This is a genomic window from Nocardia grenadensis NBRC 108939, from assembly GCF_001613445.1.
Lineage (GTDB): Bacteria > Actinomycetota > Actinomycetes > Mycobacteriales > Mycobacteriaceae > Nocardia > Nocardia grenadensis.
The window spans coordinates 56,219-80,450 of the sequence record NZ_BDCJ01000012.1 but is presented as its reverse complement, the minus strand read 5'-3'; the positions used below and the strand labels follow the sequence as shown (position 1 = coordinate 80,450).

Below are 24,232 nucleotides of genomic sequence, written 5' to 3'. Positions count from 1 at the left end.
CCCAGTCGGGTACGAGCACGGCCCGACGCCGACCGCAATTCACAGGTCCCAGGGGTCCAGACCGAACTCGGGAACCGTGTGGTCGAGATTGGCGAGACGCTTGATTGAGGTCAGCAGAGCCTCGTGATTCGCGTGCGTCGGGTGGTCACTGAACGTCCGCGCGATCGCATAGTGATCGGTGGCCAGCCGATGAGCGATGGCGGTCCGGGTGGCACGGCCGACCGAGTTCCATTCTTCCGGGGCGATATTGGCCCGCAATGCCCGGTCGGAATCCCAGTGCTGCTCGACTCGTGCGATGAAGCCGTGGTCGAGCTGCGCGGCGGGGTCCGGTGCCAGGGTGTGCCGGGCCAGGCTGTCGGCGTCGGCCACCGCCTGGGCCGCGAACGCCGCCTGGGCGTCGGTGCCCGCATGGTTCGTCACCGCGTTGCCGGAGGCGACCGCCTTCTGCAGGGGGGCGAAACCGTACGGATTACGCGATCTGGTCTCGTCCCGGACCGAACGGGCGCGCAGCGCCTGGTGCACAGCACCGTGGGTGGCACCCGCGTCCAGCAGCACGGCAGACATGTGGCTATAGGGCACGCGGTTGTTGTCGAGGTATTTGATCGCGCGCGCGAGTCCGAGCTCGGTTTGGATCCCGCCCCACGCGTCGGCTTCCCGCCGCGCCAGCAGCCGCCAGTTCTGCCGGGCCATCGATGCCCATTCGTGCCCTTCCAACCGGCTCGCCGCGGTGGCCACGCTCACCCGGTCGCTGCGCATCTTGCCCCGCGCCAGCGGACTGAGCGGGTTGACCGTGCGCCCCGCGGACCAGGCCGTGAGCGGCGAGGAGTTGACGGTATTCAGCGCGGCGAGACTCGCGATCGCGCCGGCACTCGAACCACCCCCGGAACTCTTCCCGCCGCCGCCCATACCGAGCGCGGTACCACCCGAGCCACCGCGCGCGCCCTGGATCGTGAGCGCGACCCGGTTGGTCATCCAGTTCGAACCGCGGGTCAGCCCCTTACCCAGCCGGCCGAACTGCAGGATCGCCACGATTTCCACGACCGCCGTGATGACAATGACCGCGAGCACCTGTCCGTGCGCCTGCTGGAACAGATTGCCGAGGAACAGCAGGTACACGCCGATGAAGACGGTGTAGGCGCACATCCGGGCCGCGGCGACACCCGTATTCACCAGGTTGCGCACCAGGAACGTCTGACTGGGCCCGAAGACAAAACCGCCCGCGGCGAATCCGAAGACCGCCATGAACCCCTGCATGATCGCGTCCAGCGCGGCCCGCATCAACCGATAGGACAGCACCACCGCGAACAACAGCAGTACGGCCGCCGAGACCAATAGCAGCAGACCGGTGCCGACCTGCCCCACGCTCGGGTGGGCGGCGGCCGCGGCCGCCGCGGTGTCCCCGCAGGCTTCCAGTGCGCGCTGGGCGCGGTGGCTGTCCCCCGCGCTGACGCCCGAGGACCACGCCGCGGCACACGCGGATCGGTTGTCCACGATATGACCGAAGTTCCACACCTGCACCGGACGACGCGCGAAATTATCGGCCATATCGCCCTGCAGGGTGCTCACGGCCAGATCCGGATTCCGGTTCATGGACCCGTTGAGCCCCGACGCGACCGCCAAGCCGACGTCACGGCCCCGGGCGAGTACTCCGTCGGATCCCAGTGCGGCCGCCAGCGGGTCGGCCAGGAACAGCGGGCCCAGCACCGCCACCGCGAGCATCGTCACCGTCTGGATCGCCGCGCGGGCGTGGAAACCCCGCACGATGAACCACGCCACGAAGAAGGCGCCGATCGTCGCCGCGGTGATCAGGACGGCGGGCGTGGCGAGCTGGGCGACCAGCGCGCCGGCGGTACCGCGCAGCGCATCGGCGAAGAAGTCCAGCCAGGCGAAGCTCAGCGCGAAGCCGATGAACCAGATGGCGGTGGTCACGATGATCATGTAACCGGCGAACTCCAGGCCGACGATCGTCCACACGACCGTGCCGCCCGGGTCGAGCAGCCCGCCTTTGTCACTGACATAGGTGTAATCGGCGAGCGGCACACCGAAGGAGTCCCGGATATTCATCCAGGCCACCCCGTCCATCCGGCTCGACCCGGTCGCACCGTCCTGCGCGACGGCCACCGCCCCGAGCGCCCCCGGCAGTACGGTCAGCACGAAGAGGCCGGCGAAACACCAGAGAAGTCGGCGTCCCCATCCGGCTGCCGTCCGTGGTGCGCTGCTCCCGCGCTCACCCCACAGGCCCATAACCGTAGGATCCGGCTACTGGTCTGCGCGTTTCGCGCGCTCGCCGGGTGCGGGCACGGCCCGCCGGTCTGGTCTGCCGATCATATTGGCATTGGTATCGACGCCGAATGAAATTCAGCTGAACTGGCAGTGGCGGATCGGACCCACCGCGGTGAATTACGAAACAATACCTGGAAAAATTCCCACCCCTGAGAACAGGGTAGAATGTCGAATTCAATTCAAAGTAAACGGAATTCGGGAACAGGGTCGATTACTCTCGAATTGCCCGGCCTCGGCGTCCGGAGAAATTTCGTCCCATGATAGTGGATTCCGGATCGGGCCGTGGGAACTCCGTCGATCCCGCCGCGCCGCGAGCGCGGGCCCGGGCGGCGGCGCCCGGCGCGGGCAACCGGCCGGCATCGCCGTCGGTTGATAGCATGGCGGATCCAGCCGACCATTCGGTCGGCTTGCCGACCAGGACACATCTCGAAAGAGTCGTTCCATGCAGTTTGAATTCGTCGAGCGGGACGAGACGTGGGTGGCCGGACTTCCGGTACGCAGCCCCAAGCGTGCGCTCGGTGAGTTGTACGACCGCGACCTCGAAGGCGCCTGGGCGTCGGTACTACATCACGAGCTGGGCGGCCCCCTCGCCACGGCGTACACGGATTACTCGACGGAGCTGGGCACCTACAACACCCAGATCGTGGGATATCGGTGCAGTTCGTTCGACGAGGTCACCCGTGGTCATCTGGTCGCCCGGCTGCCGCGCGGCACCTATGCGAAATTCTCCTCGGTGGGTAACTTTCCCCAGATCATGACCAGCCTGTGGACACAGATCGCCTACGCCGAGGAACACCACCAGATCAACCGGACCTTCTCCGGTGATTTCGAGTTCTACCCGCACGCCTACAAGATCGATCTGTATCTGGCGGTCGAGGCCCGATGACCTACACGATCGTGGTGCGCGGCGAATCCGTGTACGCCGGACTCGTCTTCCCGAAGGTCCGGCCCAGTTTCAAGGTCAGCAACAGCGAGCTCATCGAGTTCCTCAAGGACCGGGTGCGGGAGCGACTGGACGCCGCCGGCTCGCCCGACGGACAGCGGCCCATGTACACCGTGTACGTCCGGACACCGACCGGAACCTACAACGCGCTGGTGTGTTTCGAGTACACCGACCCGGGTCTGGCCCCGGTCGGCGATGTGCTGGTCCGGGTGCCACGGGGGGTGTACGCCCGGTTCGTACCCAACGGCGACTACCACGACCCGGTCGAGGACGTTTGGGCCCAGGTCGACGACGCGACCGCGTCGGCGGAGATCACCCGCGCCTACCGCGAGGAGATCGAGATCTGGCACGGTTCGGAATCGGTGGAGCTGTTCATCTCCATCACACCCTGACCTCGGGGCGGAACAGATCGTTGCCTGCCGGTAACCAACTCGGTACCAACCGGTCTGATGGTAACGGCGCGTGTCGACTTCATTGCGATTGACCTGCGATAACGATCGCACACCGAGCCGGTTTCCGGAAGATTAACCAGAGTTCTGGTCAATTGTCTTCCGATGACGGATACTGCACTGGGCACGCCGACGAGCCGGGGCGTCGGTCGGGCTGCTGGACAACGAATCCCGCACGGCCCTCGCGTCGTGCGGCGAAAGATTAGGAACTGCATGACTGTCGAAACGATCGCAGTCGGCCAGGAAGACCCGAGCCGCGGCCGCACTGTGAGATTTCGCGACAACGTTTCCGGATACGCCCTCTGCGTAACCACCCCACATCTCTCCCCCGGCCTGTGGCGCCGATATCTGGCGGGAGCGCGGGAAGCGTACCGCCACTTCGGCAACGAAGCCGCCCTGGATTACGACGGCGTACTGGACGGGTCCTCGACTGCCCTGTTCTTCGCCGCCACCGACGTCCGCGGCGACGTGGTCGGCGGACTACGCGTCCAAGGCCCCTACAGCTGGGTGTCCGAGGTCGGCTCGCTCACTCCGTGGGCGGGCCGGGCGGGCGCGGCCGAACTGGGCCTGATGATGGCCCGGCGCATCCCGCGCGGAGTGGTGGAATCCCGGGCGGTCTGGGTCGCCCGGGACGCGCCCCGGCGCAATGAACTGGCCGCGGCGATCTCCCGCTGCATGGCCCACGCGCCGCGCCTGCTCAACGCCCGGTACGGTTTCGCCACGGTCGCCTCCTTCACCACCGAACGGCACCGCGCCAGCGGCGCAGTGGTGGCCCAGTCGATCCCGCCGGTGCCGTATCCCGACGAGCGCTATCGCACCCTGCCCATATGGTGGGACACCCGGACCTACCACGTATTTGCTGACAAGTTGCAGTATCTGCTGATGCGTGGTGAACTTCGCGCTATGGGATTAGCTGAGCCTAGGTCACGGCGGTCGAACCGACTGTTCGGGCACGGCGGGGAGGAATGCTGCGCATATGGTCGGTGAGGCAGATCTCGGGGTGGAGTACCGGCCGCTGATCCTGGACCCTAGCGATCCCGACGACGAACGCGCCCTCGCGGGGCTGCGCGCCACCCCGCATACCGAGTTCATCGATCTGCGCGGCCTGCTGGCCGCGGAGTTCGGCCGGCTCAACGATCCCCCGGACACCGGGGAGAGCGCCGCCGACGACCGCTGGATCTACTACCCGTGGCGGCGCAGCGTGCTCGTCCTGCCGGGACCGCGGACCTTCCGCGCGATCCGCCTGGACCGCAACCGCAACAAGCTGACCCGGGCCGAACAGGACCGGTTGAGCACCGTGGCGGTCGGGGTGGTGGGCCAGAGCGTCGGTCACGCCATCGCCTACACCCTGGCGCAGGAGGGCGTATGCGGTGGGCTTCGGCTCGCCGATTTCGACGAACTCGAACTGTCCAATCTCAACCGGGTACCCGCCACGCTGTTCGATATCGCGGTGAACAAGGCGATCGTCACGGCCCGGCGGATCGCCGAACTCGATCCGTACCTGCCCGTGGAAGTGCGCGGCGGCGGCGTGGACGCCGAAACCGCGGACGATTTCGTCGACGGTTTGGGAATCGTTGTGGAGGAATGCGATTCCCTGGATATCAAGCTACTCATCCGGGAAGCGGCCCGGCGCCGCCGGTTACCGCTGATCATGGAGACCAGTGACCGCGGTCTGCTCGATGTGGAACGTTTCGACCTGGAACCGGACCGGGCCCCGTTCCACGGTCTGCTCGGCGATACCGGGGCCGAACAACTGCGCGGCCTGTCCACCCGCGACAAGGCGCCCTACGTCGTCGGCCTGCTCGGCGCGCGCGACCTGTCGGCCCGGATGGCCGGCAGTCTCGTGGAGGTCGGTGAAACCCTCAACAGCTGGCCGCAGCTCAGCGGCGATGTGGTACTCGGCGCGGCCAGTGTCGCGACGGCGATCCGCCGGATCGGGCTGGGCCGGCCGCTACGGTCGGGCCGTACCCGGGTCGATGTGGAGCAGGCACTCGACGCGCTGGCCGACCCGGATATCGACACCGAGCGATATCCCGCCGACACCGACCCCGACGACCCGGCCGGCAGCACCGTCGACCGCATCCTGGTCTGCGCCCAGCGTGCGCCCTCCGGCGGCAACATCCAGCCGTGGTCACTGCACACCGCGCCGCAGGAGCTGCGGATCACGCTCGACACCCGCTACACCACCGCCATGGATATCGGCTATCGGGGCAGCGCGGTGGCCCTGGGAGCGGCCCTCTACAACGCCCGGGCCGCGGCCGCCGCCTACGACGTACTGGGTCCCTGCGAATACCTCGAAGGCACCGAACCGGACTCCCCGCTCACCGCGGTACTACGGCACGGCGCCGACACCGACCCGGCGCTGGCGGCGGACTATCCCTACGCACTCGCCCGGGAGACCAATCGCCGGCTCGGCTACGGCGGGCAGATCCCGGCCGGCGTCCTGGCCGGGCTGGCCGCGGCCGCGGCGGCCGAAGGCGCACGGATGCGGGCCGTCGCCGATTCGCCGGGGATCCGTGCGCTGGCCGCCGTCCTGGCCGAATCGGACCGCATCCGCTACCTCACGCCGCTGCTGCACCGCGAGATGTTCGCGGAGATGCGCTGGCCCGGCGAGGACCTGACCGACGGTATCGACACCCGGTCGCTCGAACTGGCGCCCGATGAGCGGGTTGCCCTGCAGATCGGGCGACGCGCCGATGTGATGGCCCAATTGCACGACTGGTCGGCGGGCGCGGCACTGGGCGACTACGCCCGGGACAGGGTGCGCTCGAGTTCGGCCGTCGTCGCCCTGACCTTCACTCCCGATCCCGGCGCCTTGCCCGGGGCATTGACCGGTTACGCCCGCGCCGGGGCCGCGGTACAGCGGCTGTGGATCCAGGCGCAGCGGTCCGGTCTGGCCGTCCAGCCGATGTCCCCCGTCTTCCTCTTTTCTCGATCCCGTACCGAACTGGATGCGCTGTCCCCGGCATACGCGGATAGACTGTCCACACTTCAGGGTCGTTTCCTGGAAATACTGGAAGTGCCGGAACAGGACAGCGTGGCGCTGGTACTACGCCTGAGTTACGCGGCAGCTGCCAGCGTGCGGAGCCGACGGCGCCCGGCACCGGGCGCGGACAGCCGAAGATAGTTGTGATCGGAGATCAGGTGCCTCGGCGGACACTCGACTCGCTGGTGACCGAAGTCGCCGCGGAGCTGATGGGCGTCGACTCGGCGACCATGGTGTCGGCGACCGAGCAGGTGCTGGCCATGCTGATCGACTATTTCGACGTCGACTTCAGCTACCTGCGGCACAACGATCCCGAGAACCGATCCACGGTGCTGGTGGCCGAGTGGCCACCGCGCCAGGACGTGCCCGAACCGGATCCGCTCAAGATCGTATATTTCGATCAGGCGGATTCGGTTTTCAAATCGCTCGAGCACGCCACCGAACCATTCCTCATCCCGGCCAGCGCCGCCGACTACCAGCAGACCATCCATTCCGCGTCCGGGCTCGGCGACATCAGCTCCGCGGCGGTACCGCTGGTATCCCGCGGCCGGGCGACCGGCCTGCTCGGTTTCGTCAAAGTCGGCGACCGCGACTGGAGTACCCGGGAGTTGAACGTGCTCAAAGCGATCGCCACCCTGTTCGCGCAGTTGCAGGCCCGGGTGGAAGCCGAGGAGAAGCTCCGTTTCATCGCCCTGCACGATGACCTGACCGGTCTGGCAAACCGCCGCGCACTGCTGGAACATATGGAGCAGCGGCTGCAACCGGGCAGTCCCGGCCCGGTCGCGGCTTTCTTCCTCGATCTGGACCGACTCAAGGCCCTCAACGACTTCCTCGGCCACACCGCCGGGGACAAGTTCATCCGGACCTTGTCCGAGCGGCTACGGGACAATCTGGACCCCAACGATATGATCGCCCGCCTCGGCGGCGACGAGTTCGTGATCGTGCCCGCCAAACCCATGGATACCGTCGCCGCCGAATACGAGGCGACGCGGGTCCAGGAATTGATCAGCCGCCGGGTCACTGTGGGCGGTGAGTCGGTGAGCCGGGGTGCCAGCGTCGGGGTGGCCGTCGGTATCCCCGGGGAAACCACCGTCGCCGATATCATGCGGCGCGCCGACCACGCGCTGCTTCTCGGCCAAATCCGGCGGCGGCAACGGGGTGGCCCTGTTCACCGATGCCATGCGGGCCCAGTTCGAACTGCAGGACGATGTGGAACTGAACCTGCGCAGCGCGGTGGCCGACGGATCGCTGATCCTGCACTACCAACCCGAGGTGGATCTGCGCACCGGCCGGATCGTGGCGATGGAGGCGCTGGTCCGCTGGATGCATCCGACCCGCGGCCTACTCCCGCCCGGCGCGTTCGTGACGGTGGCCGAGGCCACCAACCTCGCCGGCGAGCTGGGTCGCTGGGTGCTGCGTACCGCCTGTGCGCAGTTCGCGCAGTGGCGGCGGCAGGGTCTGGCGACGAATATGGTCATGCGGATCAATGTGTCGCCGGTGCAACTGGTGAGCCTGGATTTCGTGGAACGTATCGAGGACATCCTCCGGCATTTCGGCATCGACGGGAGTTCGATCTGCCTGGAGATCACCGAGCACGTGGTGGTCCAGGATCTGGCCCGCACCCAGGTCACGCTGCGTGGGCTCAAACGGATGGGTGTCCAGATCGCCATCGACGATTTCGGCACCGGCTACTCCTCGCTCTCCCATCTCAAGGCGCTGCCGGTGGACGCGGTGAAGATCGACCGCGGCTTCGTCCAGCGTCTGGGAGCCAGTACCGACGATCTGGCCATCGTGAAATCGATCATCGGTCTGGCCGGATCGTTCGGCCTCGGAGTGGTGGGCGAGGGGGTCGAGACCCCGGTCGCGGCCCGCACACTGGTCGGTCTGGGCTGCTACCGGGCCCAGGGTTTTCTCATCGCGCGCCCGCTGCCCGCCGACGAGGTCGGCGAACACCTGGCCCTCGGGCGGATCCCGCTGAATCTGGACCTGCCGCGAGTGGGCCGCGGTATGCCCGCTCCGTAGCCGCTCACCGACTGCGGCGCCGTCGCCGCCGACGATCCGGCGGCGTTCGCGCACGCGGTCACCGATGTACTGGCCCGCCCGGCCGCGCAGCGGCGTGGCGCGGCCGGGCGGCGGGCCGAGCAGTTCACCTGGCCGGCGGCCGTCTCGGGGATGCTCGCGGTGCTGGACCGCTGCTGCCGGTGGTGTGGCCGAGCCGGATCGCTCGCGCCGCCGGGCAGCACCGCGAGCGGGCCTCACGGCCGGCCGGGTAGCCGCCGCCTGCCCCGGAGTAGCTCGGTGATCAGTTCCGTGTATCCGTCGATCATCTCGGCCAGCCGGTGCCAGCGTTTGCGCGCCTGACGCTCCCGGGCGCCGTCGATCTCGACAGCCTGGTTGGCATCCACCCAACGCCAGGCCATACGGTCGATCACGGCGCCCAGCGTTTCGGTGTGGATCAGTACGTCACCGTCACGAGGCGCCGACCATGCGACGATCCAGTCGTCGATGTCCTCGACCAGTTCCCGGCGGCGGTCGTCCACCTCGGCCACCGAACGCGCGTCCCGCAGAGTCATCCGATGGCCGTGCAGTAATGCCAGAGCCCGGGCGGTACGGAGTATGTCGTGGTCCTCGAACCGGGTGCCCTGGAAACTGCACAGCAACTGGGTCGCCGTGGGCAGGTTCGGGGAGGCCGTGGCTGCGGCCGTCCTCGCATGAACGTCACCCGGCACCATCACACTCTGTTCCAACATGATCGGCTCTCGATTCGGTCATACCGCGTATCGGACATGTTTTGTTCAGTCGACGACAATAGCTGATCAACATAACTCAGAGGATGTACGAAATGCGCTATTGCGCTTGCCGGTTCGAGCCCGTGCGGCACTCGATCTCGCACCGGATCGATGTGTCCGCGAAAGCAATCGACCGCTCCCGCGGCCGCGGACTGCGGCGGACCGACCACGACCGCACGAAGGAATCCGGTCACTCCCGTCTCGGCACCGGACGACCGTCCGGACGGCCCGATTTCCGCACGCACGCGCCGTCTCGCCCGGCGAAGAAGTACCCCGGACAGGAACCGCCCGGCCGTGGCGTCGGGCCCGAGGACTGTCGTCCTCGCAGGAAGGACCGTAGGCCCTACTGCCGTGCAGTGGTGAACGAGTCCAATCGAAACGTTATCCCTTGTTCTCGTTCCCTTCGTGGGAGGCACACCATGTCAACCGGGGGCGTCGGCTCGATGATCCGTCCTCGCGCCGACCGGCCGAGGCACTCGCCGGAGTCCGGCAGCGCGCGGTACGTGCCGGAAGCCGTCCGCATTCCGAGCTCTTTCCATCCACTGAACCCACCCGCCGCGGGGAGAGCCCGCTGAGGAGATGAGCGCCATGTCGGCATCAACGCATACCTCGCTCGAGACCCATCCGGATATCGTCGCACTCCGCGAGCGCTACGACCATGCAGGCGGACAAGCCCCCGTCCAGGTCGCCGACGGTCTGCTGATGCTGTCCGGCCTATATGCGGCGGCCTCGGCGTGGATCGTCGGCTTCGCCGGCCAGACGTCGCTGACGATAAGCAATCTGATCTGCGGTATCGCGATCGCCGTGCTGGCATTGGCGTACGGATCCGCATACGGACGCACCCACGGCATCGCGTTCGTCGCCCCGCTGCTCGGTGTCTGGCTGATCGTTTCCCCGTGGATCGTCTCCGGTGTCGGTACCACGGCCGGGATGATCTGGTCCAACGTCGCTGTCGGGGCTGCTGTATGCGTGCTGGGCCTGGGCACTGTCGCACTGGCCATGAGCCGGCCCGCCCGTACGCGGTGACTCCCACCACGGCCGGGGAAAGAACCTGCTGACGAATCGGCGGGCAGCAATCCCGGCCGACCACCCGACCGTGCGGACTCCCGACGTGTTCGACACCAGCAGTGAACAACCGGGCATTACGGGACCAGAATCCGGAGATAAAGCCTGAACAGGGAAGATAAAGAGAAACGTATATCTCGCTCGACTGCACCCTGGATGAGCGATTCCCGACTCTGTCGGCGTGGAAACTCGAGTTCGGATGCGACGGAGGGTAACGAGGGCAACTTGTGACGGACGACCTCGACACCCTCCTGGCGGCACTATGTGCTTGTCGATGACCGTGTCGTGGCGACGCGCCATCGGCGTCCGGGCAGGCCCGAGAAGCCGACCGACGCCGAACTGGTGTGCTTGACATCGTGCCCGTTGTGGACCGACAACCTGCGCCTTGGTCGATGCCACTCCGATTCCGTGCGGGGCATCACGACAGACCGTGCGCCGCTCACGGCCGGCCGGAAGGGCCCACTGCAGCCACCATAGGCGGGGCCAGAGGTGACATGGGCCATGGCCCGAACACGGCTGCGGCCCCTCACGAAGGGGGCGTGAGGGGCATAAGCGGCAAATCCCAGCCCGGGGAAGTGTGCCGACGCAACGCTACGGTGGAACCCCCCGAATGGGATCCCCAGCTCGTACACCCGGGCGCGAATCCCGAACCGAGACAAGGGCGGTCGCCGGCCGGCCCTGTGCAATCGAGTAAGGAAGTACCGATGATTTCTGATAAGAGCCTTGGCCGCACACTGGTACGCGTCGCAGTTTCGGCCTCGCTCGTACTTGCACCGGCCGCGGTCCTGGCAGCTCCCGCGTTCGCCGCCCCGCTGGTACTCCAGCCCGCCGAACAGACCACCACGTCCACTGATCAGACCACGATCAACCAGGGCGACCCCATCCACCGTGGTGGTCGGGGGCATGGCCGCGGGCATGGGCACAGCGGGTCCGCTGGAAGCTGCTGAGGACACGGCTACGGCCCCTCGCAGGGTATGAGGGGCCGTAGGGTCCGCCGCAGCGTGTGCGACCGACCTGTACGGCGTCCCCTCGCCGTCGAGTAGCGACTGGAGCAGCAGATCGGCTCGGCGTCCCGCCCGAGCGAGTGAGCGTCCATCCGGGAAGGCGCTTGTTGATGCTGGCTTCTCCGGGCCCGCCGCCCCGGGTCGAACTCCCGGAACAGGATCTGGGTACAGGCGCCGCCGTCCTTTCGGGTACAGACTCGCGCGCTGGACATCTTCTCGGCTCTGTTCGAGCCTTCTCATGACCTTCCGAACGCGCCCCCGAGACGCAAAAAACGTGCAGGTGTTGATGAAGGCCGTTGATGGCTGCTCGTTAGAAGTGCCATCGTGACCAGGACCTGCACGGTCGTGGTGGAGCTAAGGGGAATCGAACCCCTGACCTTCTCGATGCGAACGAGACGCGCTACCAACTGCGCTATAGCCCCGTGCGGTTCGGTGAACCGCGCTGTGCCACTCTAGCAAACAGGGCCCCCGGAATCCGAATCGGCGCTCTGAACTGGGGTTTTTTCTCTACTCTGCGGGTTTCCGCGCGGCAGGATCCGCTACCGGTCACGCACCCGCGGCCCGACGGATATCACCGCCGGTCGCCCGGTTGCGCACGGTGCGGGCGACGGACGCGTCGTAGGCGTCCAGATGGTCGAACGCCGGATCTTCGTCATCGGGTTCGAGCAGATGGGCACGACGACGCAGCGCGCGGGCGGTATCCCGGTCCATTCCGGGCCGCGCGCCGCGCGGCGACGCCGTCCCGGCATCCGCGGGTCCGTGCCCGGCCGTTTCCTGGCCCCGGCCGGCCAGCCGGGCACTACGCCGCCGGCGGATCTCCTGTTCGATCCGGACCTGTTTGCGCAGATAACCCAGATAGGTCCCCAGAGACAGCACGGCACCACCGCAACCCCACCAGAATATGGGTGCGACGGCGACCGCGAGGCCGCCGCACAGCACGGCACCGAGCACGAGGGCGACCACGGCGCGCTGCCGGAAGGTATAGCGCGCGGCCCGGGCTATGGCGTCGGCTTCGGGATCGTAACCACCGCGTCCGCGGCGGGTCGGCACGAACTCCTCGTCGTATTCGAGTTCGGGGTCCGGCGCTCGCATCGTCGCCCGCACCGGGGGGATACGCGCGGGAACGTTGGGCTCGGGGAGCTCGGCCGAACCCCGCTCCTCGTCGCGTCCGGATTCGTCGTCGTCCCAGGTCTCGCCGGTTTCGGTGTCGTGCACGGTACCGTCCGCACCGGATTCGGGTTCGGCGCCCCCGGGCCGGTCGCCGACGGCCTCGTCCGCTTGCTCCTCGTCAGCCGCGGTACCGTTCTCCTCGGCCGATGTGCTCATCGGATCCTCCGCATCATTGGCGTGGTGACGCTTTCGGTAAGGCCGCGTGGTCCGCTTCTTGCGGGCATGCCCACTTCCCTTACGCCGTTTGGAATCTCCACGATGCAGTACCCGCGTGGCCAGGGCCGTGTCGGTGGTCCGGCGAATTCTGGGATGCCGGTCGGCAAGGATAGGAAACAGGACGAAGACCCACAGCACGACCAGCCCGATCCACAGGATCGAATTCGGCATCGTCGTCAGCACCTCCGTCCCGCCTGGTCGTCGTCCGAGCCGCTGCCATGAACCGTGTGCGTCCCGGCGCCGGAGTCCTTCCCCGCGGGTACGTCTCGCAGATCGTGGTACGAGCTCTCCACCGGTGGCACAGGACGCACCACCGACGTCCGTAGGTTAATTCCGAGTAGGGACGCAATACGGCAGGCGCGCCGTGCACTTCCGCCACATGAGTCACATTTCCACCAAAGCCGGGTCCGGGCAGGCCGGTTTCCGGCGGCATGTCACCGCAGCGTCAACCGTCCTTCCCGCGCCAGCCGATCGACCACCCGTCCGGACAGCTCCTCCACCGTTATCCCGACGAGCAGATGATCGCGCCAGGCCCCGTCCACATCGAGATACCTACGCAGCAGCCCTTCTTCACGGAAGCCCACATTGCGCAGTACCGCCTGGCTCGCCAGATTCTCCGGCCGCACGGTCGCCTCCACCCGGTGCAGGCCCACCGGACCGAAACAGTGATCGAGTCCCAGCGCCAATGCCGCGGTCGCGACCCCCTGCCCGCCGAGGTCCTTGGCGACCCAGTACCCGATCCACGCCGAACGCAGCGCGCCGCGCACGATATTGCCGACCGTCAGCTGCCCGCTGAACGCGCCGTCGACCTCGATCACCAGCGGGATCATCGCGCCGCGGCGCGCCTCCGCCTTCAGGCTCGACCACAGCGGCGGCCAGTTCGAGGCGTGGTTGCGCGCGTCCCAGGTCCCGCGCCCGGTTGGCTCCCACGGTTCCAGATGGTTGTGGTCCCGCAACCTGATCCGGCTCCACGCCGCCGCGTCGCGCAATCGCACGGGACGCAACGTCACCTCTCCGGCGGACACCCGCACCGGACCGAGGTGCGCGGGCCACCCGGGGTGCTGGGTGGCCCGGAAAACGTTCATGGACTCCACTTTCTAGCCGCGCTGCGCCAGAAACGCGACCCGAACCTTGTCACCGGTGCGAATTTCGGTGTCGTCGGGTTCGACCACGATGAGACTGTTGGCCTCCGACATGGCGGCCAACAGGTGCGACGACGCCCCGGCACTGTTGCCGAGCGGCTGCACCAGGTACTCACCGGTGGCCTCGTCCCGCATCAACTGGGCACGCAGATAACCCTTGCGGCCCGCCATCGACTGGATGGGAGTTATGGTCCGCGCGCGGACGATCCGGCGCATCGGCTGCCGCCTTCCCAGCGCGATCCGAATCAGCGGTCGTACCATCACCTCGAAAACCACCAGGGCACCCACCGGATTGGACGGCAGCAGAAAGGTGGGCACCTCGTCGCGGCCCAGACGGCCGAACCCCTGAACCGAACCCGGATGCATCGCCACCCGGGCGATCTCCAGTTCACCGAGCCCCTCCAGCGCCTCACACACCTGATCGGAGGCCCACCCGCCGACCGCGCCGGCGATCACCACCACCTCCGCGCGCACCAGCTGACCCTCGACCACATCCCGGAGCCGGCGGGGGTCGGCATCGACGATGCCGACCCGGTTCACATCCGCGCCGGCATCACGGGCCGCGGCGGCCAGGGCGTAGGAATTCACGTCGTAGACCTGTCCGGGCCCGGGCGCCCGATCGATATCGACCAGTTCCTCGCCGATGGAGATCACCGACAATCGCGGCCGCGGATGGACCAGCACCTTGTCCTGGCCCACCGCGGCCAGCAGACCCACCTGCGCGGGACCGATGATCGTACCGGCGTGCACCGCGACATCCCCGGGCTGCACATCGTCACCGGCACGGCGTACATAGTCGCCCGACCGCACCGGTTCGTAGACCTTGAGCCGCCCCCGCCCGCCGTCGGTGAAGTCGAGCGGCAGCACCGCGTCGGCGAGGGTGGGCAGCGGCGCACCGGTCGCGACCCGGACCGTCTGCCGGGGCTGCAACCGGATCGGCTGCCGGGAGCCGGCGAGCACCTCCCCGACCACCGGCAGTGTCAGATCGACCAGTTCGCCGTCCTCGTCACGGATATCGGCCCCGGCGGACGTCACATCCACACTGCGTACGGCGTAGCCGTCGATGGCGGCCTGATCGAAACCGGGCAGCGGCCGCTCGGTCACCACGTCCTCGGCGCACAGCAGGCCCTGGGCCTCGGAGATCGCGACCCGCACGGGCCGCGGCGCGACGGCCGCGGCGGTCACCTTGATCTGCTGATCCTCAACAGAGCGCATCCAGCCCTTCCCGATGTCCTCGCCCCGCAGGCGATCTCATTCGTCCGCGGTGAGTTGCGGGTTCCATTCCGGACTCAGCCGGTACTGGAGCCACTCGCGCAGCGCGGGACCGTATTCCTCGCGCTCCAGTGCGAAATCCACCGCAGCACGAAGATAGCCGCCCGGGTTGCCCAGATCGTGGCGCGACCCACGGTGGACGACCACATGCACCGGATGCCCCTCGTCGATGAGCAGCGAAATCGCGTCGGTGAGTTGCAGTTCCCCGCCGGCGCCGGGCCCGATCCGGCGCAGGGCGTCGAAGATCGCGCGATCGAGCAGGTAACGCCCGGCGGCGGCGAAGGTGGACGGGGCCTCCTCGAGGCCCGGCTTCTCCACCATGCCCTTGACCCGCAGCACATTCGGATTGACCGCGTCGGGCACCGGCGCCACGTCGAACACACCGTAGGCGCTTACCTGTTCCTTGGGGACATCGATCGCGCACAGCACGGATCCGCCGCGTTTACGGCGGACCCGGTTCATCACGTCCAGGACCCCACGCGGCAGCACCAGATCGTCGGGCAGCAGTACCGCGATGGCGTCCTCGTCGGCGTCGAGTACCGATTCGGCCTGGGCCACCGCGTGACCGAGACCCAGTGGTTCCTCCTGCACCACCGAGCTCACATCGAGCAACCCCGGGGCCTTGCGCACCTTCTCCAGCAGCTGGAACTTGCCGCGCTCGGCGAGCGTGCTCTCCAGCACCAGGTCCTCCACGAAATGCGCGACCACCCCGTCCTTACCGGGCGAGGTCACGATCACCAGGCGGCTGGCCCCGGATTCGGCCGCCTCGCTGGCCACCAGCTCGATACCGGGGGTATCGACCACCGGCAGGAGTTCCTTGGGGACCGTCTTGGTCGCGGGCAGGAACCTGGTTCCCAGCCCGGCCGCGGGTACGACGGCCGTCCGGAAACCCGGTTCCGGCGCGGAGGCGCCCTCGCTGCCCTGTTCTGCGGCCTTTTCTGTCATATACACACCCTATCCACCCGGAGTGCCGCCCAAACGGCTGTACACCGGCTCGCTGCGGACTCACGAGCCCGAACCGGCACCGGTAAGAGCCTATGGTTGTCGCCGTGCCTCTGCCCGACGAGCGTGACAAGCAGGCCTGGCGCGCGGAGATCCGTGCCCGCCGGGCGCGACTGCCCGAACTCGTGCGCGCCACGGAGGCTGCGGCACTGGCCGCCGCGGCCGGGGATCTCGGTCCCGCCGAGTGGGTGTGCGCCTATGTGCCGATGCGCGCGGAACCGGGCTCGGTGGCCGTGCCCGAGGCGCTGCGCGCGGCCGGTAGCCGGGTGTTGTTACCGGTGACCGGGCCCCCCGGCCCGCTGTGCTGGGGCGAGTTCACCGGCCCCGGATCGCTGCGGTCGGGTCGCTACGGCCTGCTGGAACCGGCGGGTCCGGTACTCCCGCCGGAAGCGGTCGCGCGGGCCGGGGTGCTGCTGATCCCGGCACTGGCGGTGGACCGGCGCGGGGTCCGGCTCGGTCAGGGCGCCGGCTACTACGACCGGACCTTGGGTATGGCCGATCCCACTGCCCGGCGCACCGTGATCGTCCGCGACGACGAGGTGGTCGAGCGGCTGCCCGAGGAACCGCACGATATCCGGATGACCTGGGTGCTCACCCCGGGCGGCGGCCTGCGCCGGCTCGATCCGGCAGCGCGGTGAGAGGCCGCCGCCGTAATACTGGGCACAATGGAGGGCGCCCGGGAATCAATCGGCGATTGGCACTGTTGGCACTGTCGGCTGTAGAGTGCTAAGTCTCGAATACTGCGGAGGACCCAGTGCCAACCTATTCATACGCGTGCACCCAGTGCGACAACCGCTTCGATATCGTTCAGTCTTTTACCGATGAGGCACTCACTGTCTGCTCGGAGTGCTCCGGCGCTCTGCGTAAGCTCTTCAATTCGGTGGGCATCGTCTTCAAGGGCAGCGGCTTCTACCGGACCGACAGCCGCAGCGGCACCTCGACCGCCAGCGAACCGGCCAAGTCCGACAGCTCCACGTCGAGCTCTTCGGGATCCGGTTCGAAATCGGGCTCGGACAAGGGCTCCTCGGGTACCTCCTCGGCACCCGCCGCCGCGGCCAGCTGAGAGCGGGACCGCGGCCCCGCTCCGCCGGCACAGATCGTTGACAGCGGCCGGGTATCGCGGATGATCCATCCACAACCCGGAAGTTGTCCACAACCGCGCACAACCCCGGGTTCACGGCCGGAAAGTATCCATACGCTCGGCCCATGAGCCGTACCCGACTCCCTGCCCGCACGGGCATCGGCCGTCGCTCCCCCCTCGGCGCGGGCGACACCTTGCGCGACGCGTTCGCCGATCGCCCACCCTGGGCCGACGGGGTCCTCCTGCGCCGTGCGCTGGCCGTACTGTGCGCACTCGCGGCCGTCACGCTGTTCCTCCGCGGCGATCCGGCCCACGCGCGTATCTCCGTCGTGGTCGCGACCCGCGATCTGCCACCCGGCCACCTGCTCGCCGCCGCGGATCTGCGCCTCGCCGCCTACCCTCCCGACGCCACCCCCGACGGCGCGGCCGCCGACCCGGCACCGCTGCTTGGCGCCGTGCTCACGGCCGCCCTGCGCGCGGGTGAGGTCCTCACCGATGTGCGCGTGGTCGGGCCACGGCTCGCGGAGGCGGCCACCGGACGGCCGGATGCCCGGATAGTGCCCGTCCGCCTGGCCGATTCCGCGATCACCGAGATCCTGCGTGCCGGCGACCGGGTGGACGTAGTGGCCGCCGGCGCCGAGGATCCGGCACTCGCGCACACCCTGGCGGTCGACGCCGCGGTGGTGCTGGTGTCGGGACCGCCGGCGGATTCGGGCAACCGGCGCACCGAACGGGTCGTCCTGGTCGCACTGGACGCTCGCCGGGCGGCGGTCGTCGCCGCGGCCTCGTTGAACAGTGCACTCACCGTGATCTTCCACTGATCGCACCGGGCGCCCACAACGAAGGGACCCACCGCGCGCGCGGTGGGCCCCCACACCTGGTTGTGGGTCCGGCCGAGCCGGGAACCCGGCCGGATGAGCGCTACGGCCGGATCAGCCGAGGCTGAACGGCTGACCCCACAGGGTCACCACGGACATGACGTGATCGGTCTCGACCTTGACCTTCACGAACGCGCGCGCCTGCGCGTAACCACCGCAGCCGTTGACGGCGATGGTCTGGTCGGACCAGGTCACCGAACCGCTGTTGCCCTTGAACTTGTTGTTGGTGGCGTGGTCCTCGTCGCCGTAGTCATCCGGCTTCTCGATATCCAGGACATAGAAGGACTTCGCCTGACCGGGGCCGAGAGTCAGGTTGGCGCCGCCTTTACCGCTCGGGGTGAGCTCGCCGGAGCCGTCGCTGACCTTCACGTCACCGGTGACGCTGCCGTCGACGCCGCCACCGGAAATATTCACCTGGCAGCCCACGACGTAGCCGGGGTAGATCTTGCCGCCTTTCCCGCCGGCGATCTCGACCTGCGCGCTACCGGAGACCCACGCGTTGCGGTGGACCGGGGTGGCGCCCATGGACGGGCTGATGTTGGCGGATTCGCCGACCAGGCGCACGGTCACCGCGGTGCCGTCGGACAGGGTCTTGACGATTTCACCGCCGGGCAGCGGGATGAAGGTATCGGCGTTGGCGGCTCCGGTGGAGAACAGGCCCAGCGTCATCGAGGCAGCGGCGCCGACGCCGGCGAGGCGCGCCAGATTCTTGCGGTTGAACATGTGTTTATGCCCCTCTGGGGTTGAATTCGCGACAGCGAGAAGTGTGGGTTGAGTGAATTCGGCCGGTATCGGCGTCAGCCGATGCTGAACGGCTGCCCGTAGAGGGTGGTCTTGGAGTAGTGGTCACCGATGATCTCGACCACGGTGTAGGAACGTGCCTGCGCGTAACCGGCGCAGCCCTGGATCGCGATCTCGATGTCCTGGTACTCGACCGAGTACACACCGGGCTTCTCGATGTCCTTGAAGTCGACCTGCACGAACTTGACCTCGCCCGGGCCCAGCTTGAGGCCGACCGAGCCGCCGATGCTGCCACCGTCGAGTTTGACGCCGACCGAGCCACCCAGGCTGATCGCGTTGTCGGCGATGCTCACCTGGCAGCCGACGATGTAGCCGGTGTTGAGCTGCGAAGCACCGTGGGTCGAGGAGTTGTTGGTCCCGTTGGCACCGGTCGGGCCGTTGTGCGGACCGGCTTCGCCCTCGGGGGTCACCGCCACGTCGGCGGACGCGTTGCCCGAGACCCAGACGGTCCGGCCCGCGCCGTTGGCGGCCAGGGAAGGCGAGATCAGTGCGCTCTCATGGGTGCGGGTGATCTTCACGCCGGGTCCGAGTTTTTCACCGTCGGGCAGCGGAACGAAAGTGTCCGCGTTCGCGGCACCGGTCGAGAACAGGCCCATGGCCACGGCCGCGACAGCGCCCACGCCCAGAGCGCGCGCGCCGCAGCGCAGACCGGTGGTGCGGTTCTTGCTCATATTTCCCCTCATCAAGGTTTTCAGCGACACCCGGCATCGCAGCGAATCGATGTCGGGGCGGCCCGAGAACAGGCTGCAATGAGCTTGCGGGACGGCTGTAGCCACCAGATGAACCAAAAACCACACAGCCGGTGAACACTCGAATACCGTGCCGCCGACACGGTGTGTCGGCGGGATGAGTGCCAGGTAGCCGGGAAGTGACGGGTGCTGGGGAAACGTACCCCGGCACCGGCGTGCACCGTTCTGCCGGAACAGAATACGGGCCCGCCGCGGCTCTTGGCTGCGGCGGGCCCGTATTCGTGCCACTATTGTCGGATTCGGCCGGATATCAGCCGAGGCTGAACGGTTGCCCCCACAGCGTGACGAAGGTGATCACGTTCTCGGTCTCCACCTCGACCTTGACGAAGGACCGGGCCTGCGCGTAACCACCGCAGCCGTTGAGGCCGATGGTCTGATCGGACCAGGTCACCGAACCGCTGTTACCCCGGAACCTGTTGTTGGTGGCGTGATCCTCGCTGCCGTAGTCGTCCGGTCCCTCGATATCGAGGACGTAGAACGATTTCGCCTGACCGGGGCCGACGGAGAGGTTGCCGCCGGTTTCGGCGCTCGGGCTCACAGCGCCTTCGGTGTCCACTTCGGCGCCGGCACCACCCTGGGCACCGCCACCGTCGATATTGACCTGGCAGCCCACGACATAGCCTGGGTAGATCTTGCCGCCCACGTCCTCGCCGCCGGCGATCTCGACCTGCGCGCTACCGGAGGCCCACGCGTTGCGGTGGACCGGGGTGGCACCCATGGACGGGCTGATGGTTGCCGATTCGCCGACCATGCGCACGGTCACCACCGTGCCGTCGGACAGCGTCTTGACGAGTTCGCCGCCGGGCAGCGGGATGAAGGTATCGGCACTGGCCGCTCCGGTGGAGAACAGGCCGAGCGCGACAGTGGTGGCGGCGCCGACGCCGGCCAGGCGCGCCAGATTTTTGCGGTTGAACATGAGAGTTACACCCTTCGAGGGGAGAGCTCGCGAAATGCGCGAGAGAGATTCGATGCGACGTGGACGGGCGCGGCGGCTCAGCCGATGCTGAACGGCTGGCCGTACAGGGTGGTCTTCGAGTAGTGGTCCCCGATGATCTCGACCACCGTGTACGACCGCGCCTGCGCATAACCCGCGCAACCCTGGATCTCGATCTCGGCATCCTGGTACTCCACCGAGTACTTGCCGGGCTTCGTGATGTCCTTGTAGTCGATCTGCACGAATTTGACGTCGCCCGGGCCCAGTTCGACGCCGACGGAGCCGCCGAGGCTACCGCCGTCGAGGGACAGGCCCAGCGAGCCGCCCAGGCCGATCGCGTCCTCGCCGATGCTCACCTGGCAACCGACGATATAGCCGGTATTGAGCTGCGAGGCGCCGTGCGTGGACGAGTTGTTGGTCCCGTCCTCGCCGGTCGGACCGTTGTTCGGACCCGGTTCGCCTTCGGGCGTCACTGCGACGTCGGCAATGGTGTTTCCGGAGACCCAGACAACCCGGCCCGCGCCGTTGGCCGCCATCGAGGGCGAAACGACGGCATGCTCACCTGTACGGGTAATGGTCACTCCGGGGCCGGCCTTCTGGCCGTCGGGCAGCGCCACGAAGGCATCGGCATCTGCGGCGCCCACCGACAACAGGCCCACGGCGACGGCGGCCGCGGCACCGACACCCGCGATCCTGGCGCCGTTACGTACACCGTCGGTGCGGTTCTCGCTCATATTTCCCCTCATCATGTCGGACAAACAGCATGGCCTACGAGACTCGGACAGCTGACTCGCCGGCTGCGACCAGTGTTTCGCTCGTTTGTTACCTACAGGTGACCTGTTGTTATTTCGGTGCAACGCCGCAAATCGGACAATGCACGCCAATGCGACCGGCGGGGTTCCACAAAGTGAAGTCGCGCCGGACCACCATTGCGGCGGTCGACGAAGCCGAGATTAAACGGTCGGTAACAGGTTCGACAAAGGGTGCTTTCGCTATACGTTAATGTGATCCAAATCACATTTGAATCCGAGGCGTAGTGCGGCGGTGCGCAAATGCAGGTGGCAGCCCTAGGGCAGGTCGTCGGCCGTGGAAATCCCCCGCAAAGAATTCGTCAAAAAAATAGCCCCCTTTAAATTACCGACATCGAGGGCCGAATATTATAATCCGCCGAATCCGATACCGGACAATTTCGAAAGAATTCACATCCCCCTTTACCTCCCCGGGATATAACGCGCCGACGCCGAATGCAATCGAAAAGCGTTGAGCGCCAATACCTTTCGGTCAGCCGGCGCCGCCGTGATGCGGTGGCACCTGGGAACGCCACCACTCGTCGTCGGCGCCGGATAACGCGCTGTCGTCCCGCTCGTCGCGCGTGGTGGACGGCAGCACCTCGCCGAAGATCCGGTCCAGACGCGCCGGGCCCCCCGTCCGGCGGTGTGCCCGACGGGGGACCTCGGGGTTCTCACCCTCACTCATACCGTGCGCTCCGGCTCATTCCAGCAGCCCGGACAGCTCACCGATCACCCGGCTCGCCAACGGCCCCAGGGTCGCCATCCCATCGCGGATCGCGGCCCGGGTGCCCGGCAGGTTCACCACCAGCGTGCTCCCCGAGATACCGGCCAGCCCACGGGAGAGCCCGGCGTCCAGCGAACCGGCCACCCGCCCCGAGGCCCGCAACGCCTCACTGATCCCGGGCAGATCCCGGTCGAGCACCTCGGAGGTGGCCTCGGGTGTGACATCACGCGGCGACATACCGGTGCCACCGACCGAGATCACTATGTCCACCCCACCGATCACCGCGGTGTTCAACGCGTTCCGGATCGCCACCTCGTCGGCCTCCACCGAGACGGAGGCGTCGACGAGGAACCCCGCCTCGGTGAGCAGTTCGGTGACCAGCGGGCCCAGCGAATCCTCGCCGCCGTGCGCCGTTCGATCGTCCACCACCACGACCAGTGCACGCCCCGCAACAGGAGCATCGATTTCCATACCGCTCACCGTAGCGCCGACCGCCAGCGCCGCGTGCCCACCCCCGGTCACCTTCCGCATCATCGGCCGCCCCCCACCGCGGCGGCGGCTAGGGTCACCTCGGCCGTGCGGCTGTTTCCACCACGTTCATCGGTATAGGTCACTGTCACCTTTTCTCCCGGCTGTTTCGATCGCACCGCGGCGACCAGCGCGTCACCGGAATCGATCGTGCGGTCGTCGAGCCGGGTCACGATAGACCCGGACGGGATCCCCGCCGCGGCCGCCGGGCCGTTCGGCGTGACATCGAGAACCCGCGCACCGTGCACCGATTCGTCCCGCTGCACCGTCATCCCGATCTGCGCGTATGTCGCGTGACCGCTTTTGATCAACTCGTCGGCGACCCGGCGTGCCTGATCCACCGGGATCGCGAAACCGAGCCCGATGGAACCGCTCTGCTGACCTCCCGCGCCCGAGGATCCCAGACTCGCGATCGCGGTATTGATCCCGATCAGCCGGCCCTCGGCGTCGACCAGCGCACCACCGGAATTACCCGGGTTGATCGCGGCATCGGTCTGGATCGCATCGATCACCGGATTCGGCACGGTCGGGTCGTTGCCGCCCTCTCCGGTGGTCGACACCGGGCGATTCATCGCCGAGACGATCCCGGTGGTCACCGTGCCCGCCAGCCCCAGCGGCGAACCGATCGCCACCACCGGCTGACCGACCTGTAGATTCGCCGAACTACCCAGTTCGATCGGCTGCAGATCCGTCTTCCCGCGCACCTTGATGACCGCGAGATCGGAGACCGGATCGGCACCGACCAGTGAGGCCTGCGCCGTGCTGCCGTCGGAGAAGGTCACCGACATTTCACCGTTCCCGCCGCCACCGGCCGCGACATGGTTGTTGGTCAGGATCAAACCGTCCGAGGAAAGAACCACCCCGGACCCCTCCCCCTGCCCGCGGTTACTGGCCACCTCGATCATCACCACCGACGGCAGCACCCGCTGCGCCACCGCCTGGGTCGACCCGGCCGGCGCATTCGCCGTGTTCTGCACCTTCGGCACCGGCCCGTCCAGCGCGTTGGTCACCGCCGGACGATCGCCCGAATCGCTGACCAGCGCACCCACCGCGCCCCCTATACCGCCGCTCACCAGTGCCAGCGCGACCGCCCCGGCCACCAGACCGGTCCGCACCGAGCTCCGGCGCGGCGGTGGCGCCGCGGCCGCGTAGAACTGCCCGGAATCGCCGGGCGGCGGCCCGGCGAATGATCCGCCCGCGACCGGATACGCAGCAGTGTCGCCCGGCCGGCCGCCCGGGAACGGCGGTGCACCCGGATACTGCGGTGCCCCGCCACCCGGCATCCCACCGGGCCCGGCCGGCTCGCCGCCGGCCCCCGAACTCGGCGGCGGCCCCGCGTGCGGTTGCGGAGTCGAGGGCGGCACCGGTCCCGATTCCGGCCCGGCCGGCCGATTGGTGAAATCCTCGGTCATAGTTTCCCTTTTC

21 protein-coding genes, 1 tRNA gene and 1 pseudogene are annotated in these 24,232 nt (G+C 67.8%); 9 read left to right on the top strand and 14 right to left on the bottom strand.

Going from position 1 to position 24,232, the window contains the following annotated elements; all coding sequences use genetic code 11:
• Nucleotides 1-39: 39 nt before the first annotated feature.
• On the bottom strand, nt 40-2,244 hold the full coding sequence (locus NGR01S_RS14655) for a hypothetical protein (RefSeq protein ID WP_157107271.1): 2,205 nt from the start codon (nt 2,242-2,244) through the stop codon (nt 40-42).
• A 481-nt stretch (nt 2,245-2,725) separates the two neighbouring features.
• On the opposite strand from NGR01S_RS14655, the gene NGR01S_RS14650 reads away from it, so the two are divergent.
• The 5 genes and pseudogenes from NGR01S_RS14650 (at nt 2,726) to NGR01S_RS14630 (ending at nt 8,683) form a co-directional block, all read left to right on the top strand.
• On the top strand, nt 2,726-3,169 hold the full coding sequence (locus NGR01S_RS14650; RefSeq protein WP_030522317.1) for a GyrI-like domain-containing protein: 444 nt from the start codon (nt 2,726-2,728) through the stop codon (nt 3,167-3,169).
• Nucleotides 3,166-3,618, top strand: a complete 453-nt coding sequence (locus NGR01S_RS14645; RefSeq protein ID WP_063037015.1) for a GyrI-like domain-containing protein — start codon at nt 3,166-3,168, stop codon at nt 3,616-3,618. The genes NGR01S_RS14650 and NGR01S_RS14645 overlap by 4 nt, the downstream gene beginning before the upstream one ends.
• A 270-nt stretch (nt 3,619-3,888) precedes the next feature.
• Nucleotides 3,889-4,662: a hypothetical protein gene (locus NGR01S_RS14640; protein ID WP_174551701.1), complete on the top strand. Its 774-nt coding sequence runs from the start codon at nt 3,889-3,891 to the stop codon at nt 4,660-4,662.
• Nucleotides 4,652-6,802 (top strand): Rv1355c family protein, encoded by a 2,151-nt coding sequence (locus NGR01S_RS14635; protein ID WP_063037013.1) that lies wholly within the window; start codon nt 4,652-4,654, stop codon nt 6,800-6,802. The genes NGR01S_RS14640 and NGR01S_RS14635 overlap by 11 nt, the downstream gene beginning before the upstream one ends.
• Before the next feature lie 68 nt (nt 6,803-6,870).
• Nucleotides 6,871-8,683, top strand: a pseudogene (locus tag NGR01S_RS14630) (bifunctional diguanylate cyclase/phosphodiesterase).
• 233 nt (nt 8,684-8,916) lie between these two features.
• On the opposite strand, the gene NGR01S_RS14625 reads toward NGR01S_RS14630, so the two are convergent.
• Entirely contained in the window at nt 8,917-9,411 is a 495-nt protein-coding gene (locus tag NGR01S_RS14625; RefSeq protein ID WP_245664599.1) for a DUF4254 domain-containing protein, read from the bottom strand.
• 627 nt (nt 9,412-10,038) lie between these two features.
• Between NGR01S_RS14625 and NGR01S_RS14620 the strand changes: the two genes are divergently transcribed.
• Complete coding sequence (locus NGR01S_RS14620) at nt 10,039-10,476, top strand: SPW repeat protein (protein WP_063037499.1); 438 nt, start codon at nt 10,039-10,041, stop codon at nt 10,474-10,476.
• Between the two features lie 1,389 nt (nt 10,477-11,865).
• Here NGR01S_RS14620 and NGR01S_RS14615 read toward each other — a convergent pair.
• The 5 genes from NGR01S_RS14615 to NGR01S_RS14595 all read right to left on the bottom strand — a co-directional run bounded on the left by NGR01S_RS14615 (nt 11,866) and on the right by NGR01S_RS14595 (nt 16,264).
• Nucleotides 11,866-11,941 (bottom strand) — tRNA-Ala (locus NGR01S_RS14615).
• A gap of 124 nt (nt 11,942-12,065) precedes the next feature.
• Nucleotides 12,066-13,076, bottom strand: coding sequence for a divisome protein SepX/GlpR (gene sepX / locus NGR01S_RS14610; RefSeq protein WP_063037498.1), 1,011 nt, complete (start codon nt 13,074-13,076; stop codon nt 12,066-12,068).
• A 263-nt stretch (nt 13,077-13,339) separates the two neighbouring features.
• Complete coding sequence (locus NGR01S_RS14605; RefSeq protein ID WP_063037497.1) at nt 13,340-13,990, bottom strand: GNAT family N-acetyltransferase; 651 nt, start codon at nt 13,988-13,990, stop codon at nt 13,340-13,342.
• Nucleotides 13,991-14,002: 12 nt separating this feature from the next.
• On the bottom strand, nt 14,003-15,262 hold the full coding sequence (gene glp, locus NGR01S_RS14600; protein ID WP_063037011.1) for a molybdotransferase-like divisome protein Glp: 1,260 nt from the start codon (nt 15,260-15,262) through the stop codon (nt 14,003-14,005).
• A 36-nt stretch (nt 15,263-15,298) separates the two neighbouring features.
• Nucleotides 15,299-16,264: a UTP--glucose-1-phosphate uridylyltransferase gene (locus NGR01S_RS14595; RefSeq protein WP_063037495.1), complete on the bottom strand. Its 966-nt coding sequence runs from the start codon at nt 16,262-16,264 to the stop codon at nt 15,299-15,301.
• Nucleotides 16,265-16,356: 92 nt separating this feature from the next.
• Between NGR01S_RS14595 and NGR01S_RS14590 the strand changes: the two genes are divergently transcribed.
• From NGR01S_RS14590 to NGR01S_RS14580, 3 genes are all read left to right on the top strand, one after another.
• On the top strand, nt 16,357-16,959 hold the full coding sequence (locus NGR01S_RS14590; RefSeq protein WP_084481015.1) for a 5-formyltetrahydrofolate cyclo-ligase: 603 nt from the start codon (nt 16,357-16,359) through the stop codon (nt 16,957-16,959).
• Between the two features lie 116 nt (nt 16,960-17,075).
• Nucleotides 17,076-17,384 carry an FmdB family zinc ribbon protein gene (locus NGR01S_RS30260; RefSeq protein WP_084481013.1) on the top strand — a complete coding sequence of 103 codons (309 nt, stop codon included), beginning with the start codon at nt 17,076-17,078 and terminating at the stop codon, nt 17,382-17,384.
• 143 nt (nt 17,385-17,527) lie between these two features.
• The gene (locus NGR01S_RS14580) at nt 17,528-18,223 is read left to right on the top strand and encodes an SAF domain-containing protein (protein ID WP_084481011.1); all 696 of its coding nucleotides are present in this window, start codon (nt 17,528-17,530) and stop codon (nt 18,221-18,223) included.
• 111 nt (nt 18,224-18,334) lie between these two features.
• Here the strand turns inward: NGR01S_RS14580 and NGR01S_RS14575 are convergent, their stop codons facing one another.
• The 7 genes from NGR01S_RS14575 to NGR01S_RS14545 all read right to left on the bottom strand — a co-directional run bounded on the left by NGR01S_RS14575 (nt 18,335) and on the right by NGR01S_RS14545 (nt 24,219).
• Entirely contained in the window at nt 18,335-19,003 is a 669-nt protein-coding gene (locus tag NGR01S_RS14575) for an MspA family porin (RefSeq protein WP_063037007.1), read from the bottom strand.
• 74 nt (nt 19,004-19,077) lie between these two features.
• Nucleotides 19,078-19,752, bottom strand: a complete 675-nt coding sequence (locus NGR01S_RS14570; RefSeq protein ID WP_063037490.1) for an MspA family porin — start codon at nt 19,750-19,752, stop codon at nt 19,078-19,080.
• A gap of 328 nt (nt 19,753-20,080) precedes the next feature.
• Entirely contained in the window at nt 20,081-20,746 is a 666-nt protein-coding gene (locus NGR01S_RS14565) for an MspA family porin (protein ID WP_063037005.1), read from the bottom strand.
• A 77-nt stretch (nt 20,747-20,823) separates the two neighbouring features.
• The gene (locus NGR01S_RS14560; RefSeq protein WP_063037002.1) at nt 20,824-21,498 is read right to left on the bottom strand and encodes an MspA family porin; all 675 of its coding nucleotides are present in this window, start codon (nt 21,496-21,498) and stop codon (nt 20,824-20,826) included.
• Between the two features lie 547 nt (nt 21,499-22,045).
• Nucleotides 22,046-22,240 carry a hypothetical protein gene (locus NGR01S_RS14555; protein ID WP_063037000.1) on the bottom strand — a complete coding sequence of 65 codons (195 nt, stop codon included), beginning with the start codon at nt 22,238-22,240 and terminating at the stop codon, nt 22,046-22,048.
• Between the two features lie 15 nt (nt 22,241-22,255).
• On the bottom strand, nt 22,256-22,750 hold the full coding sequence (locus tag NGR01S_RS14550) for a MogA/MoaB family molybdenum cofactor biosynthesis protein (protein WP_039826743.1): 495 nt from the start codon (nt 22,748-22,750) through the stop codon (nt 22,256-22,258).
• Nucleotides 22,751-22,809: 59 nt separating this feature from the next.
• Entirely contained in the window at nt 22,810-24,219 is a 1,410-nt protein-coding gene (locus NGR01S_RS14545) for a S1C family serine protease (protein ID WP_084481006.1), read from the bottom strand.
• Nucleotides 24,220-24,232 lie beyond the last annotated feature (13 nt).